This is a genomic window from Pengzhenrongella sicca (genome assembly GCF_017569225.1).
In the GTDB taxonomy this organism is placed as follows: Bacteria; Actinomycetota; Actinomycetes; order Actinomycetales; family Cellulomonadaceae; genus Pengzhenrongella; species Pengzhenrongella sicca.
The window spans coordinates 2,232,754-2,247,019 of the sequence record NZ_CP071868.1; the positions used below are offsets into that span (position 1 = coordinate 2,232,754).

The 14,266-nt window shown below is 75.1% G+C and carries 15 protein-coding genes and 1 riboswitch; of the genes, 11 read left to right on the forward strand and 4 right to left on the reverse strand.

The genetic code is table 11. The features are described 5' to 3' along the window. Window positions 1-110 precede the first annotated feature (110 nt). The 3 genes from J4E96_RS10165 (at window position 111) to J4E96_RS10175 (ending at window position 2,553) form a co-directional block, all read left to right on the forward strand. On the forward strand, window positions 111-323 hold the full coding sequence (locus J4E96_RS10165) for a hypothetical protein (RefSeq protein ID WP_227421998.1): 213 nt from the start codon (window positions 111-113) through the stop codon (window positions 321-323). Window positions 324-455: 132 nt separating this feature from the next. Then, a complete protein-coding gene (locus J4E96_RS10170; protein WP_227421999.1) occupies window positions 456-1,013 on the forward strand; it encodes a DUF4287 domain-containing protein in 558 nt (185 codons plus the stop codon). Between the two features lie 139 nt (window positions 1,014-1,152). Next, window positions 1,153-2,553: an FAD-binding oxidoreductase gene (locus J4E96_RS10175; RefSeq protein ID WP_227422000.1), complete on the forward strand. Its 1,401-nt coding sequence runs from the start codon at window positions 1,153-1,155 to the stop codon at window positions 2,551-2,553. Between the two features lie 78 nt (window positions 2,554-2,631). Here J4E96_RS10175 and J4E96_RS20200 read toward each other — a convergent pair whose 3' ends face one another. Beyond that, window positions 2,632-2,760 carry a hypothetical protein gene (locus J4E96_RS20200; RefSeq protein WP_264466146.1) on the reverse strand — a complete coding sequence of 43 codons (129 nt, stop codon included), beginning with the start codon at window positions 2,758-2,760 and terminating at the stop codon, window positions 2,632-2,634. A 124-nt stretch (window positions 2,761-2,884) separates the two neighbouring features. Further along, entirely contained in the window at window positions 2,885-3,085 is a 201-nt protein-coding gene (locus tag J4E96_RS10180; RefSeq protein ID WP_227422001.1) for a BldC family transcriptional regulator, read from the reverse strand. A gap of 20 nt (window positions 3,086-3,105) precedes the next feature. Beyond that, window positions 3,106-3,180, reverse strand: a riboswitch (cyclic di-GMP riboswitch). A 141-nt stretch (window positions 3,181-3,321) separates the two neighbouring features. Between J4E96_RS10180 and J4E96_RS10185 the strand changes: the two genes are divergently transcribed. The 5 genes from J4E96_RS10185 to J4E96_RS10205 all read left to right on the forward strand — a co-directional run bounded on the left by J4E96_RS10185 (window position 3,322) and on the right by J4E96_RS10205 (window position 8,196). Further along, window positions 3,322-3,705 (forward strand): hypothetical protein, encoded by a 384-nt coding sequence (locus J4E96_RS10185; RefSeq protein ID WP_227422002.1) that lies wholly within the window; start codon window positions 3,322-3,324, stop codon window positions 3,703-3,705. After that, window positions 3,702-4,082: a YchJ family protein gene (locus J4E96_RS10190; protein ID WP_227422003.1), complete on the forward strand. Its 381-nt coding sequence runs from the start codon at window positions 3,702-3,704 to the stop codon at window positions 4,080-4,082. The genes J4E96_RS10185 and J4E96_RS10190 overlap by 4 nt, the downstream gene beginning before the upstream one ends. Window positions 4,083-4,126: 44 nt before the next feature. Next, entirely contained in the window at window positions 4,127-4,558 is a 432-nt protein-coding gene (locus tag J4E96_RS10195; protein WP_227422004.1) for a nuclear transport factor 2 family protein, read from the forward strand. 3 nt (window positions 4,559-4,561) lie between these two features. Further along, a complete protein-coding gene (locus tag J4E96_RS10200; protein ID WP_227422005.1) occupies window positions 4,562-5,035 on the forward strand; it encodes a VOC family protein in 474 nt (157 codons plus the stop codon). Between the two features lie 242 nt (window positions 5,036-5,277). Continuing rightward, window positions 5,278-8,196, forward strand: coding sequence for a helix-turn-helix transcriptional regulator (locus J4E96_RS10205; protein WP_227422006.1), 2,919 nt, complete (start codon window positions 5,278-5,280; stop codon window positions 8,194-8,196). 6 nt (window positions 8,197-8,202) lie between these two features. Here the strand turns inward: J4E96_RS10205 and J4E96_RS10210 are convergent, their stop codons facing one another. Continuing rightward, window positions 8,203-8,643: a lycopene cyclase family protein gene (locus tag J4E96_RS10210; protein ID WP_227425722.1), complete on the reverse strand. Its 441-nt coding sequence runs from the start codon at window positions 8,641-8,643 to the stop codon at window positions 8,203-8,205. 546 nt (window positions 8,644-9,189) lie between these two features. Between J4E96_RS10210 and J4E96_RS10215 the strand changes: the two genes are divergently transcribed. Both J4E96_RS10215 and moaA read left to right on the forward strand, forming a co-directional pair. Beyond that, window positions 9,190-10,743 carry a sensor domain-containing phosphodiesterase gene (locus J4E96_RS10215; RefSeq protein WP_227422007.1) on the forward strand — a complete coding sequence of 518 codons (1,554 nt, stop codon included), beginning with the start codon at window positions 9,190-9,192 and terminating at the stop codon, window positions 10,741-10,743. A gap of 74 nt (window positions 10,744-10,817) precedes the next feature. Beyond that, window positions 10,818-11,855, forward strand: a complete 1,038-nt coding sequence (gene moaA, locus J4E96_RS10220; protein WP_227422008.1) for a GTP 3',8-cyclase MoaA — start codon at window positions 10,818-10,820, stop codon at window positions 11,853-11,855. Window positions 11,856-11,878: 23 nt separating this feature from the next. On the opposite strand, the gene J4E96_RS10225 is transcribed toward moaA, so the two are convergent. Then, a complete protein-coding gene (locus J4E96_RS10225) occupies window positions 11,879-12,511 on the reverse strand; it encodes an alpha/beta hydrolase family protein (RefSeq protein ID WP_227422009.1) in 633 nt (210 codons plus the stop codon). A 306-nt stretch (window positions 12,512-12,817) separates the two neighbouring features. Between J4E96_RS10225 and J4E96_RS10230 the strand changes: the two genes are divergently transcribed. Then, window positions 12,818-14,212 (forward strand): FAD-binding oxidoreductase, encoded by a 1,395-nt coding sequence (locus J4E96_RS10230; RefSeq protein WP_227422010.1) that lies wholly within the window; start codon window positions 12,818-12,820, stop codon window positions 14,210-14,212. Window positions 14,213-14,266 lie beyond the last annotated feature (54 nt).

The following is a 14,266-nucleotide window of genomic DNA, read 5'->3' on the forward strand; positions in this document are numbered from 1 at the left end:
AGGTTAGGCGCACCGTCCAGATCGCGGTGCGCGTGGCCGCCTCGTGGGACGGTCCGGCCGCGCGCGGCGCGTCGTCGTCCTGGGCCCCCGCGTCAGGTTAGTCTTGACGCATGACGACAACGGAGCCGTTCTCAGACACCACCACCGTTCCCGAAAGCCACGTGCGCGCGATCGGGGCCGCGCGCGATGCGCTGCAGGCCGCGGAGCTGCACATGCGCCAGGCCGTGCACGAGGCGCGACGCCAGGGTGTGACCTGGCAGCAGGTCGGCGACACGCTCGGCACGACGCGGCAGGCCGCGCAGGAGCGCTTCCGCGACCTGTAGCCGCAGCCACCGCTCGGCCCGCTGAACGCGGGCGTGTAGCGAGCACGGCTGACGAGAGTAGGGCTGGCGCGTCGCCACCCGGCAGTGCCATCGTGCGGAGGGTCAGACGAATCCGCCGTCCCGGAGGCGACGATGTCCACTCCCGAGCAAGCCGCCGCCGCGCAGCTGCGCAACATCGAGCAGGCGACCGGGCGCAGCGTCGCCGACTGGGCCGCCGCGGCCTCCGCCGCCGGCCTCGAACGACACGGCGAGATCCTCGCCTGGCTCAAGGCGGAACACGGCCTGACGCACGGCAACGCGAACGGGCTCGCGCTCGCCGTGCGGGCCGCCGCGGCCGGCGGGCCCGCGTCGCCGGACGCCCTCCTGGACGCGCAGTACGCCAAGGGCAAGGCGGCGCTGCGACCGATCTGCGACCTGGTCGTCGCGACCGCGCGCGGCCTGGGTGACGACGTGAGCGTCGTCGTGCAGAAGTCGGCCGTGAGCCTGCGTCGGGGCAGACAGTTCGCGCTGGTCGAGGCGCCGTCGGCGGCCCGGGTCCGCCTCGGCTTCAACCTCAAAGGAGCCGAGCCCGCGGGTCGGGTCGTCGCGACCACCGGGATGTGCACGCACTCGGTCGATCTGACGGGCCCCGCGAACGTCGACGACGAGGTCCGCGCTTGGCTCACGCGCGCGTACGACGCGCGGGCGTAGGGCTCGACGACGGTGCGGCGACACTCGGTCACCTCGGCGTCACCGCGCGCGTCAGGTGAGTGTGCGGCGATGAGTCGTTGTGCCCGCACCGGTCGAGCTTTGCAAGGCTGAACCCGCCGAGTCCGCAAGGAGCGTCTCCATGACCACCGTCCAGACGGCACCGAACGCCGCGACCCCCGACGACCTCCGCCGGCGCCTCGCCGGCCGGGTGATCGACCCCGGCGACCCCGACTACGACACGCTTCGCGCGATGCCGACGGGCGGTGTCGACGCGCGACCGGCGATGATCGCGAGGCCCGTGAGCGACGCCGACGTCGCGGAGGTCATCCGGTTCGCCCGCGCGTCCGGCCTCGCCCTTGCCGTCCGCAGCGGCGGGCACAGCGGCGCCGCCCACAGCACCGCCGAGGGCGGCCTCGTCCTCGACCTGCGGGACCTGACGGCCGTCGAGATCGATCCGGGCGACCGGACGGTCTGGGCGGAGGCGGGCCTCACCGCGCGCGAGCTGACGGCAGCGGTCGCGGCGCACGGGCTCGTCATCGGGTTCGGCGATACCGGCTCGGTCGGAATCTCGGGGATCACGCTCGGTGGCGGGGTCGGGTTCCTCTCGCGCCTGCACGGCCTGACGATCGACAACCTGATCGCGGCCGACGTCGTGACCGCCGACGGCCGGGTGCTCCGGGTGCACGAGCACGCGCACCCCGAGCTCTTCTGGGCGCTGCGCGGCGGCGGCGGCAACTTCGGGGTCGTGACGCGGTTCCGTTACCGGCTGCGCGCGCTCACCGACGTCGTCGGCGGGATGCTCCTGCTGCCCGCGACGGCGCAGACGGTCGCCGGGTTCGTCGCCGCGGCGCAGGCCGCGCCGCGAGAGCTGACCACGATCGCCAACGTGATGCCGTGCCCTCCGCTGCCATTCGTGCCGGCCGAGCAGCATGGCCAGCTGGTCCTGATGGGGCTGCTCTGCTTCGCCGGGAGCGCCGCCGACGCCGAGTGGGCGCTCGCGCCGTTCCGCACGCTCGCCGACCCGCTGGCCGACCTGCTGCGTCCGCAGCCGTACCCCGAGCTGTTCGGGCCGGAACCGGACGGCCCCCGCCCGACCGCCGTCGTCCGGACGATGTTCGTCGACGAGGTCGGGCCCGAGCGCGCGGCGACGGTGGTCGACCGCCTGCGGACGAGCGACGCCGCGATGCGGGTCGCGCAGTTCCGCGTGCTCGGGGGAGCGATCGCCCAGGTCGGCGCGGGGGACACCGCCTATGCGCACCGGTCGAGCCAGATCATGGTGAATGTCGCCGCGGTCTACGACGGCGCGACCGAGCGCGCCGCGCGCACCGCGTGGGTCCAGGAGGTCGCCGGCCAGCTCGACCAGGGCGACCCCGGGGCGTACGTGAACTTCCTCGGCGACGAGGGACCGGACCGGGTGCGGGCCGCGTATCCGGGCAGCACGTGGGACCGGCTGGCGGCTGTGAAGGCGACCTACGATCCGACGAACCTCTTCCGGCGCAACCAGAACGTCCCGCCGCCCACGTCCGAACCGGGCGACTGACCCGCAGGCTGTGGGGTGCGGCGCCGACGTCGGCGCGGCTGTGGTGCGCGGCCGGCTGGGCTGCGCGGCCGGCGGCCGTCAGTCGGTCGCCTTCTGCACCGCCAGGTCGGTGGCGGCGTGGATCGCCGACGCCGGGCAGTCCGGGTCGCGGACGACCAGCACCAACGAGTCGTCCTGCGACACGTAGAGGCATGTGCACCTCGTCATGGCAATTCTCCGCTCCGAGCCAGTGCCGGTGCAGCGATCCACTCGGCGGCAGGGTCGCCGCGTGCGGTGCCCGGGGGGCGCACGCGCAATGGCGCACGCCCCCCGGGCCCGAATCAGTACCGAATCAGCGCCGCTGGGTCGGAACGGCCTCGAGCAGCTCCCGGACTTCTTCTTCGAGGAAGCGGCGGTGCCCGCCGAGCGTCCTCACCGCGGTGATCTTGCCGCTGTTGGCCCAGCGGGTGACGGTCTTGGGGTCGACCCGGAACATCGTGGCCACCTCGCCCGGCGTGAGCAGCGGGGTGACGTTCAACGTGGACTTGTGCATGGTGGCTTCCTCCATAGTCGTTCGGTAGCTGGGCTACCCCTTCTGGGCCCCTGGCTTTGCGTCCCCGCCTTCCGACGGGTTTGCTCTTGTCGCTGACCTGAAGCGCGGAATCCGACTTACCGGCGTCCGCGCCTTGCTCTACTCATCGGCGGCATACCGGACACCTTGAGGTCCAGTGAGTGTGATCTACCTCACACTGGCGGTGACCTGCCGCCCGACGGGTAGCCTGCCTGCGCATGTCCGTACCCGAGTCGATCCCCGCGCCCCTGCGCCCCATGCTCCGCCACGACCTGACCGCGGCGATCAAGGCCCGCGACGCCGTCGCCGTCGCCGCGGTGCGGGCGCTGCTCGCCGCGATCGATGACGCCGAGGCCGCCGCCCCCGGGCGCGCCGACCCCGACGACGCGAGCGAGCACGTGGCCGGCGCGAGCGCGGGCATCGGCCGCAGCGAGGTCGCGCGCAACGCCCTGACCGACGCCGCACTCGGTGCGCTGGTCCGGGCCGAGGTCGCGCAGTGGAGGTCGTCCGCGCAGGAGTACGCGGACCTCGGCCGCGTCGACGCCGCGGCGCGCCTTCGCGCGCAGGCCGACGTCGCGGCTCGCTACGCGGGCCCGCCGTGACCGCCCAGCGCTGCCCGTGCCTGAGCGGGCTGAGTTACGCCGAGTGCTGCGAGCCGCTGCATCGGGCCGAGCGGGCGGCGCCGACCGCCGAGCGGCTCATGCGGTCCCGGTTCAGCGCGTTCGCCGTCGGCGACGCCGGCTACCTCCGGCGCACCTGGCACCGCTCGACCCGCCCGCCGACCCTGACCCTCGACGCGGGCGTGCGGTGGTACCGGCTGGACGTCCTGGCCACCGTGCGCGGGGGCTCCGCCGACGCCGACGGCACGGTCGAGTTCAGCGCGTTCTACCGCTCCGCCGACGGTGCAGGAGTTCAGCACGAGGTGAGCCGCTTCGTGCGCGCCGCCGGGGAGTGGGTCTACCTGGACGCGATCGGCTGACGTCCGCCGCGCGGTCGGGGCGCCACCGTGCCAAGGTCGGGAGGATGAATCACGAGACGGTCATGGCCTGGGTCGCGGCGTACGAGCGGTCGTGGCGCGACCAGGACGACGCCGGGGTGGGCGAGCTGTTCAGCGACGAGGCGTCGTACCTGCTCTCCCCGTACGAGCCCCCGCTGGTCGGCCTCGCCGCCATCCGCGACTTCTGGGTCGACACCGAGGGCGATGAGTTCACGTTGAGCGCCGAGGTCGTCGCGGTCGACGGCGCCGTCGCCGTCGTGCGTGCGCTGGTGCGCTACGGCGGTGATTCGCCGCAGGAGTACACGGACCTCTGGGTGCTCCGGTTCGCGTCCGACGGGCGCGTCGAGCACTTCGAGGAATGGGCCTACTGGCCGGGCAAGTCGTACACGGCCGAGACCGCCGACGTCGGTGCCGACGCCGACGCCACCTCCGACACCGGCCCCGACAGCAACGACTGAGCCGTGCCGCCCGTGTCCGACGCCGCCGCACCGTTCCCCACCGTGCGCCAGGTCGTGCTCGACGGCACCGACGCGCGCGCGCTCGCCGAGTTCTACCGGGAGCTGCTGGGGCTGACGTACCGCCCCGGCGACGAGCGCCCGCCCGCCGGCGAGCCGGACCCGCTCGGGGCGGACTGGCTGGTGCTGGAGGTCCCCGGGGGCGGCCGCCTCGCGTTCCAGCAGGTCCCCGTCCTGCCTCCCGCCACCTGGCCGGAGGGTCCCCGACCCCAGATGCTGCACCTCGACCTCACCGTGGTGAGCCGGGCCGAGCTCGACCGCCACCACGCCAGCGCGCTCGAGCTGGGGGCCCGGCTGCTGCAGGACCGCGCGAGCGACCCCGACGAGCCCCTGCGGGTCTACGCCGACCCCGCCGGCCATCCCTTCTGCCTCTTCTTCGACCAGTCCCTAGCCACCGTCCCCGCGCCTAAGGCGCCTTAGGCGCGGCACGCGACCCCGGCGCCGAGAGTCGGGGCGACCGACCGATCCGGGCCCGCCCACCTCAGCGGCACCGTGAGTCGTGCGAGCAGATCCGCTCGCGGGCACCGGGAGGGCGAGATGGACATCATGGCGTGGGGACCAGGCCTGGACTACGAGCTCGAGTACCGCCGCGCGCGGCTCGGCGCGATCTGGGGGCGCCCCCTCTGGACACGTCGCCGGGCGGGGCTGCCAGGATCGGGGGCATGGCCCGCAGCATGACGACGACCCCCTTCGTGGCGCGCGAGACCCAGGTGGCCGCGCTCACGGCCGCGCTGGCGCGCGCGGCAGCGGGCCAGCCCGGCGCCGTGCTCGTGGGCGCCGACGCGGGCGTCGGCAAGACGCGGCTCCTCGGGCACGTCGCCGAGCTCGCCGGCCGGTCGGGGGCGACGGCCGTGACGGCGCACTGCGTCGACCTCGGCGAGGTCGGGCTGCCGTATTTGCCGTTCGCGGAGGCGCTCACGCAGCTCCGGTCGCGCGCGGAGGTGGTCGACCGGGTCATCGCGGCCCGGCCCGCCCTCGGCCTGCTGCTGCCGTCGGACGGCGACGACGGGTCGGCCCGCATGGAGGACCAGGCGGGCCGCCTCCAGCTGTTCGACGCGATCGCGGCGGCGCTCGCCGCCAGCGGACGGCCGGGCGCGCCGCTGCTGCTCATCCTCGAGGACCTGCACTGGGCGGACTCCTCGAGCCGCGACGTGCTGCGCTTCCTCGTCGCGCGCATGCGCGCCGAGCACGTGCTGCTCGTCGCGAGCTATCGCACCGACGACCTGCACCGGCGCCACCCGCTGCGCCCGATGCTCGCCGAGTTGTCCCGGCACCCGCGCGTCGAGCGGCTGGACCTGTCCCCGTTCACTCCCGACGAGTTCCGCACGTTCGCGTCCGCCGTCACGGGCGCGCCGGTGCCCGAGGACCTGCTCCGGAGCGTGCGCGAGCGGTCCGAGGGCAACGCGTACTTCGCCGAGGAGCTGCTTGAGCCCGGGGCCGCCGCCGCCGCGCTGCCCGGCTCGCTGTCGGACGTGCTCCGCGCCCGCCTCGAGCAGCTCGACCCGGCCGTCCAGCAGCTCGCCCGGGTCGCGTCGGTCGCCGGTCGCCGGGTCTCCGAGCCGCTCCTGCGGGCGGTCGCCGCGAGCGGCGGTCCGGTCGACCCGGACGCGTTCGACGCCGCGCTGCGCGAGGCCGTCGCCCGCAACGTGCTCGGCGGCGAGGACGGACGCGTCGCCTTCCGGCACGCGCTCCTGGCCGAGGCGGTCTACGCCGACCTCCTGCCGGGCGAGCAGACCGCGCTGCACCGCGCCTACCGCCAGGTGCTGACCGCCGACGCCGGGCTCGGCTCGCCCGCGCAGCTCGCCCACCACGCAGCGCGGTCCCACGACCTGCCGACGGCGCTGCGGGCCTCGCGCGAGGCCGCGCGGGACGCTGCGTACGTGCTCGCGCCCGCCGAGGAGCTGCGCCACCTCGAGACGATCCTGCGGCTGTGGGAGGCCGTGCCGGGCGCCGAGCAGCTGCTCGCCGAGGACCGGGTCGCGGTGCTGGCGGCGGCCGCGCTGGCCGCGAGCCGCGCCGGGCTGGACGAGCGGGCCGTCGCGCTCACGCAGGAGGCCGTCACGGCATCGGCCGACGAGCCGGCCCGGCAGGCCGCGCTCCGCTCGCGGCTCGCGCGGTTCCTGCTCACGACCGACCGCGACCCGGAGGGCTTCGTCGAGGCCGCCCGCGCGCTGGCCGACCTGCCCGCCGGGCCTCCCAGCGCGGAGCGCGCGTGGGCGCTCGCCGTGCACGCCTGGGCGGCTGTGGCGGTCGACCGGGACGACGAGGCCGAGCGCAGCGCCCTCGCCGCGATCGAGCAGGCCCGCAGCGTGGGGGAGCCCGCGGCCGAGGCGGACGCGCTCGCGACGCTCGCCGTCCTCGTCGTCGACGACCCCGAGCGGGTCGCCGACCTGCTCGTGCGCGCCCGCGATCGCGCCCGCGAGGCGGGCGACCTGGTGACCGAGCTGCGCTGCCACCTGAACCTCGCGTCGACCAGCTACTACGCGGGACTGCTCGATGAGGCCGCGCGGCTGACCGAGGCGGGCCTCGCCCGGGCGCGCGAGTCGGGGCTGTCGTGGAGCGTCTACGCCGTCCAGCTCAGGCTGTTCGCCGAGCTGGTCCGGTACGCACGGGGGGACCTGTCCCCGCCGTCGTCCGGGGTCGAGGCCGCACCGCCGAGCGCCTCGGCCTCGCTCGCGGCCGTGCAGCTATACGCGGCCGTCGCCCGCGGCGACGCGGACGCCGTCGAACGCGGCCGCGCGCTGGAACCCGAGTGGAACCGGGACGCGCAGGTCGCGCTGCTGTCGGGCGGGTGCACGATCGACGCCCTGACGTGGGCCGGCGACACCGGCGCAGCGGTCGAGCTCGCGCTCGGCCTGATCGAGCACATGGGCGGGGTGTGGGACGACTACTTCCTCGGCGGGATCTGGCTCTCGGCGCTCGGCCTCGGGGCGCTGGCCGACGCCGCGCACGCCGACCGGCTGGCCGGTCGGGAGCCGCACGACAGCCTCGGCATCGGGGAGCGCCTGCTCGAGCGGGCGGTCACGACGGCGCGTCGCGGCCGCCCGCGCGGGGGCAGGCTCGGCCCCGAGGGGCGCGCCTGGCTCGCGCGGGCCCGGGCCGAGCACGGCCGGCTCACCGGAGCCAACGATCCGGAGCTGTGGGCGGCGGCCGCGGCGGAGTTCGCCTACGGCTACCGGTACGAGCAGGCGCGGACGGCGTGGCGATGGGCGCAGGCGCTGCTCGAGGCCGGCGATCGGGACGGCGCACGGACACAGGCCCAGGCCGCGGAACGGGCCGCGCGGGAGATGGGCGCCGGCCCGCTGCTCGACGCGGTGCACGCCCTCGCGCGCCGCGGCCGCCTCGACGTGCCGGGCGCGCGGGCTCGCGTGGCGGACCTCCTGACCGCCCGGGAGGCCGAGGTGCTCGCCCTGGTCGCCCACGGGCTGACCAACCGGCAGATCGGCGAGCAGCTGTTCATCAGCGGCAAGACGGTGAGCGTGCACGTGTCGAACGTGCTCGCCAAGCTCGGCGCGTCCGGGCGCGCCGAGGCCGTCGGGATCGCGCACCAGCGCGGGCTGCTCGCCGACGCCAACGGCTGAGCGGGTTCAGGGCGCGTCGCCGGCACTGACCCGTGGCCGCGGCCGGTGCCGTGGGTCGAGGAGGCGGCCCGCGGCGCGCACGAACGGGGCGGCCGGCACCGTGCGGATCAGCGCAAGCTCCTGCCCGATCGCGGTGGCCTCGTCGAGGAAGCCGAGGACCCGATCACCCGGGTTCGCCGCGAACAGGCGCTGGAACGCGTCGACGACCGTCGCCGGCTCGCGGCGGACGGCCTCGAGCAGCGTCCGGTCGAGCACGCGGTGCCGCCGGGGCGCCCGGCCGACGTCGAAGGGGTGCCCCGCGCCGGTGAGCGAGCGCGTGAGGGCGGCGCTGTGCCGCTGCATGCGCGCGTAGCCGTAGCCGGTGCTCGCCTTCACCATCCCCGCGGGGGCGCCGATCGCGACGACCCGCCGAGCCGGGGGAGGGGCGCGCTGCGGGTCGAGCGCGATGGTGCCGGCCTAGACCCGGCGGCCGGTGAACCGCAGCGACGCCGCCGCGGGCGCACGCGCGAGCACGCCGTCGGCCACGCGGTCGAGCTCCCGCCCGCTCACCACGCGATAGCGGACGCGTCGATCCGGCTCAGGTGGGCCGTGGCGGCGGTCCGGACCCAGCAGCGATCGAACGAGGCCGTCACGGCGGCGTCGAGCCGCCCTGCCCGGTCCGCCACCCCGGCCCAGTACGCCCAGGAGCGATCGACGAGGCCACGCGAGCCGTCGTCGACGACGACGAGGACCGTGCGGCCGGATCAGTCGCTCGTGGCCAGGTGGCACGCGAGCAAGAGCCCGCTCGCACCGCCGCCCACGATCACCACGTCGGCATACTCCGGCAGGGCCGCGGCTGCGCGCGACGTGGCCCACTCCCTCTGCTCGGTGCACCTGACGCGATCACGCTAGTTCTCGCGCCGCGTCCCTGCTTAGCACCGCTGGGCGTGCCGCCTGGGCCGATCCGGGCGTCGGGTTCCTCACATTCGCGCGCCCGGTGCCGAACGGGAGGGTGTGACCGCGCACACCGACTCTCCGGCCGCGCACCGTGCGCCGGCGACCGCCGAGCGCCTGCGCGTCGCGCTCGCAACCGGCGCGCTCGCGGTGCACTACCAACCCGTCGTCGCGCTGCCGTCGGGCCGGGTGTGCGGGGTCGAGGCGCTGGCCCGGTGGATCGACCCCGTCCTCGGGACCATCACGCCGGACGAGTTCATCCCGATCGCCGAGGCGAGCGGACTGATCCTCGAGCTCGGCGAGTGGGTCCTGCGCACCGCGTGCGAGCGGGCGGCGACCTCGCCCGACGGCATCGCGGACGACCTCAGCGTGGCGGTCAACGTCTCTCCGCTGCAGCTCGAGCACCCCGAGTTCGTCGGCGTCGTGATGCGGGCCTTGGCCGACTCGGGCCTGCCGCCGCGCCGGCTGTGCCTGGAGATCACCGAGACGGCGGCCATCATCGACCTGGCGGCCACCGCCGTCCGGCTGACCGAGCTGCGCCGGCGCGGGATCCAGATCGCGCTGGACGACTTCGGCACCGGCTACTCGTCGCTGACGATGCTGCGGTCCCTGCCGTGGTCCATCGTCAAGATCGACCGGTCGTTCGTCGCGCGGGTCGCCCGGGGGGCCCAGGACGCCGTGCTCGTCCGGCTCGTGATCGAGGCGGCGCACACGCTCGGCATGCAGGTGTGCGCTGAGGGAATCGAGGACGCCGACCAGGCGCGCCAGCTCGTCGCGATGGGCTGCGACACGGCCCAGGGCTGGTACTTCGGCCGCGCCGAGCCGTCGACGCTCCTGCTCACCCGCGCCACCGGCCGGTCGGGGCCGGACATGTTCGACGCCGCCGCGCCGGCGCCCGTCCCGCTCGGGTCCGCCGACGAGCTCGTGGTCGTGTCCACCCCCGAAGGGGTGATCACCTACGCGTCGTCGACGTGCCGGACGATGCTGGGCTGGACGCCCCAGCAGCTGGTGGGTACGTCGGCAACGAGCTACTTCCCGCCGGTCTCACGCATCGAGGACACCTGCGACCGGGCCGTCAGCGGACCGTCCGGTCGGTCGCGGCGGCGCGTCGCGCACCGCGACGGCGTCGATCGGTGGTTCGACGTCGACACGAAGACCCTGCGTGAGGTGGACGGCCTGCCGGTCGAGATCATCTCGGTGTGCCGTGACGTCACCGCCGTGGTCGCGGCGCAGCACGAGCTCGCCGACAGCGAGTCGAAGTTCCGGCACGCGTTCGACGACGCGCCCATCGGCATGGCGCTCAGCGGGCTCGACGGCCGGATCCTGCGGGTCAACGCCGCGTTCGCCCAGATGCTGGGCCGGACGGCGGCGGAGGTGCTCGCCTGCACGGTCGCCGAGCTCACCCACCCGGACGACCGGGCGCAGGACGTCGCGAACCTCGGTGATCTGAGCACCGGCGCCGCGACGACGCACCACGTCGTCAAGCGCTACCTGCGCCGCGACGGCAGCGCCGTCGCGGCCACCGTGCGGGCGTCGATGATCAACGACCGCCACGGCCGGCTCGCCTACGTCATCGCCCACATCACCGCGTCGGCGCCCCCTCCCGCCGCCTGAAAGCAGCCGTCGCGCCCGTGACGTGGGATCGTTGTCCCGCAGGCCCGACCACCCTCGAACGGAGCACGACGCCCGTGGCTGTCCCCTCGCTCGCCGACACGCTCGGCCGACCGCTGCGCGACCTGCGGATCTCCGTGACGGACCGGTGCAACTTCCGCTGCGTGTACTGCATGCCCAAGGAGGTGTTCGGCCGCGACCACGCGTTCCTGCCGCGGGCCGAGCTGCTCACCTTCGAAGAGATCGTTCGATTGGCCCGGATCGCGGTGCGCCACGGCGTCGAGAAGGTCCGGCTGACCGGCGGGGAGCCGCTGCTGCGCAAGAACCTCCCCGCGCTCGTGGCCGCGCTGGCGGAGCTGCGGACGCCGACCGGCGCCGCGCTCGACATCGCGCTGACGACCAACGGGTCGCTGCTCGAGCGCATGGCTCCCGCCCTGGCCGACGCCGGCCTGCAGCGCGTGACCGTCTCGCTCGACTCGCTCGACGACGCGACATTCATGGCGATGAACGACGTGACGTTCCCGGTGGCGACCGTGCTGCGCGGCATCGACGCCGCCGTGGCGGCCGGGCTCGGCCCGGTCAAGCTCAACATGGTGGTCAAGCGGGGCCACAACGATCACGACGTCGTGGCGATGGCGCGCCACTTCAAGGGCACGCCGATGGTCCTGCGCTTCATCGAGTACATGGACGTCGGGGCCACCAACGGGTGGCGGATGGACCAGGTGGTGCCGTCGGCCGAGATCGTGGCGCGCCTGCAGGCCGAGCTGCCGCTCGAGCCCGTGGCCGCGCACGCGCCGGGAGAGACCGCCGTGCGCTACCGCTACCGCGACGGCGGCGGCGAGATCGGCGTCATCTCCTCGGTCACCGGCGCCTTCTGCCACGCGTGCTCACGCGCCCGGATCTCCACCGACGGGAAGCTCTTCACCTGCCTGTTCGCGTCCGGGGGCACCGACCTGCGGGCCCTGCTGCGCGACGGCGGCCCGGACTCGCGCCTCGAGGCGGCGCTCGCCGGGATCTGGCGGGCCCGCACCGACCGCTACTCCGAGCAACGGGCCGGGGCGACAGGCCGGCCGCGACCCGACGGTCGCGTCGAGATGTCCTACATCGGCGGCTGACGCCCCGACCCCTCTGCGCCGAGCTACTCGGGCACGACCTCCGCGAGCCACTCGCGCGCCGTCGCCGCGACGGCGGTCAGGCCCACGCGCAGCGAGTGGTCGCCCGAGACGATCGCGACCGTGCGATCGGCGGCGGCCGGTGGGAGGCCGAACGGGTCCCGATCGCCCTGGATCACCAGCACCGGCACCCGGGCCGCGTCCAGCTCGGGGAGGCGGCTCGGCGCGGGCGGCCGCCCCGAACGCGCCGGCGGCTGCAGCGGGAACGCGAGGCAGAGCACCCCGATCGCGCCGGTCGCGACGGCGGTTCGGCACGCGACCCGCGCGCCGGAGGATCGGCCGCCGACGACGAGCGGCAGCCCCGCGAGCACGTCGCCCGCCAGGTGCGCGAGCACGGCGGACCACCCGACATCCAGGGTGGGCGCACGCGGCGGCGCGCGCCGGCCCGCGACCCGGTACGGCTGCTCGACCAGCACGACGGTGAACCCGGCCGACTGGGCGGCGGCGGTGACGGCGACCAGGTCGCCCGCGTGGATCCCGCCGCCGGCGCCGTGCCCGAGCACGAGCGCCCCGCGGGGACGCTCGGCGACGTGCAGGTGCGCGGCCGCCGGCCCGTGCGGGGTCGGCACGAGGATCGTGGCTGGGGCAAGCGCTGGCATACCGACGATGCTGGCACGTGCGGTGGCCGTGCGGTGGCCGGACCGCCGTAGTCGCGGCACTGTGGCGGCCATGATCGTGCCGCTCGCAGGCAAGCCCGTCTGAACCTGGGCCGCCGACATCCTGCGTGCGCCGGCTCGCCGAGTGGCGCGCGGCCTTGGCGCACCTCGACGCGGAGCCGCGCGAGTGCTGGGCGGCGGCCGACGAGCGCGACCCGAGCGCGTGGCCCGATCCTGACGCCTTGACGGTCGTTCCGCCCCGGAAGTAGCGTCCGGACATCTGTTTGCTCGCTCTCGAGGGAGCCCGCGATGACCATGACCGGGTCGCTGCACGACGACCTGCAGGAGCTGCGGTCCAGGGTGCGGGGCCGGGTCCTGGGTAGCCGGGATCCCGGCTTCGACCAGGCCCGAGCGGTATGGAACGCGATGATCGACCGGCGCCCCGCCGCGATCGTGCGTGCCGCGGGCTCAGCCGACATCGCCCCCACGATCCGCTTCGCGCGAGCTCGAGGCCTCGAGCTCGCGGTCCGCGGCGGCGGGCACAACGTCGCCGGCCTCGGCACCGTCGCCGGCGGAGTGGTGCTCGACCTGGGCGACCTCACCGCGGTGACCGTCGACCCGGCCGCGCGGACCGTCCGGGCCGAGGCCGGCGCGACGCTTGCCCACCTCGACGCCGCGACGCACCCGCACGGCCTCGCGGTCCCGATCGGCGTCGTTTCCGGCACCGGGATCGCAGGCCTCGCCCTGGGCGGCGGGATCGGCTGGCTGACCCGCGCGCATGGGCTCACGGTCGACAACCTGCTCGAGGTCGAGCTGGTGACCGCCGACGGCGAGGTGGTCAGCGCCGGACCCGCCGTGAACCCCGATCTGTTCTGGGCCCTGCGCGGCGGCGGCGGCAACTTCGGGGTCGTGACCGCCTTCACCTTCCGCGCCCACGTGCTCGGACCCGACGTGTTCGCCGGGAACTTCATCTACGGCGTCGACCACTGGCGCGAGGCCTGGTCGGCCCTGGCGACCTGGACGCGCGACCTGCCGGACGACATGACGGCGATCACGACGACCCTGACCCCGCCGCCGATACTCGAGGCGGGCTCCGAGCCTCTGCTGATCGTCGGGTTCGCGTGGGCCTCACCCGACCGCGGGGCCGGCAAGGCGCTCGTCGGACGCCTGCGCGGGCTCGCCCCGCCGGACGACGAGGAGACCGGCGACGTCCCCTGGGTGCAGTGGCAGTCGGCGTTCGACCCGATCTTCCCCCGCGGCGTCCGAGCGTACTGGCGCAACGCCTCGTTCGACCGGCTCGACGGCGACGTCATTGACGTGCTCGTCCGGCGCGGCGCCGAGCAGACCTGGACAGGCACGGCGTTCGACGTGCACCACCTCGGCGGCGCGTTCGGCCGCGTCCCGGCGGGGGCGACGCCCTTCCCGCACCGGGACGCCGGGTTCTGGCTGAACATCTACGGGTTCTGGACCGACCCCGGCGACGACGCCGCGCGGGTCGACTTCGTCCGCGGCATGTCCGCCGACCTCGAGCCGTTCGCGACCGGCGGGCACTACGTCAACTTCCAGGGCCACGACGAGGCCGACCGGCAGGCGATCGGCGCGGAGCGGACCTTCGACGCGGGCACGCTCGCCCGGCTGCGCGACGTCAAGCGTCGCTACGACCCGGAGAACGTGTTCCGAATCAACCACAACATCGTCCCGTGACCGCCGAATCGTTCCGTGACCGCGCCGACCACGATTCGCGGCGGCGCCCGGGCG

What these genes read in the sequence shown, in the direction of transcription:
- J4E96_RS10230 (WP_227422010.1), top strand. Translation starts at nt 12,818, where the DNA reads ATGACCATGACCGGGTCGCTGCACGACGACCTGCAGGAGCTGCGGTCC.
- J4E96_RS10180 (WP_227422001.1), bottom strand. Translation starts at nt 3,085, where the DNA reads ATGCACAAGTCCACGTTGAACGTCACCCCGCTGCTCACGCCGGGCGAG.
- J4E96_RS10170 (WP_227421999.1), top strand. Translation starts at nt 456, where the DNA reads ATGTCCACTCCCGAGCAAGCCGCCGCCGCGCAGCTGCGCAACATCGAG.
- J4E96_RS10205 (WP_227422006.1), top strand. Translation starts at nt 5,278, where the DNA reads ATGGCCCGCAGCATGACGACGACCCCCTTCGTGGCGCGCGAGACCCAG.
- J4E96_RS20200 (WP_264466146.1), bottom strand. Translation starts at nt 2,760, where the DNA reads ATGACGAGGTGCACATGCCTCTACGTGTCGCAGGACGACTCGTTGGTG.
- J4E96_RS10175 (WP_227422000.1), top strand. Translation starts at nt 1,153, where the DNA reads ATGACCACCGTCCAGACGGCACCGAACGCCGCGACCCCCGACGACCTC.
- J4E96_RS10225 (WP_227422009.1), bottom strand. Translation starts at nt 12,511, where the DNA reads ATGCCAGCGCTTGCCCCAGCCACGATCCTCGTGCCGACCCCGCACGGG.
- J4E96_RS10165 (WP_227421998.1), top strand. Translation starts at nt 111, where the DNA reads ATGACGACAACGGAGCCGTTCTCAGACACCACCACCGTTCCCGAAAGC.
- J4E96_RS10185 (WP_227422002.1), top strand. Translation starts at nt 3,322, where the DNA reads ATGTCCGTACCCGAGTCGATCCCCGCGCCCCTGCGCCCCATGCTCCGC.
- J4E96_RS10195 (WP_227422004.1), top strand. Translation starts at nt 4,127, where the DNA reads ATGAATCACGAGACGGTCATGGCCTGGGTCGCGGCGTACGAGCGGTCG.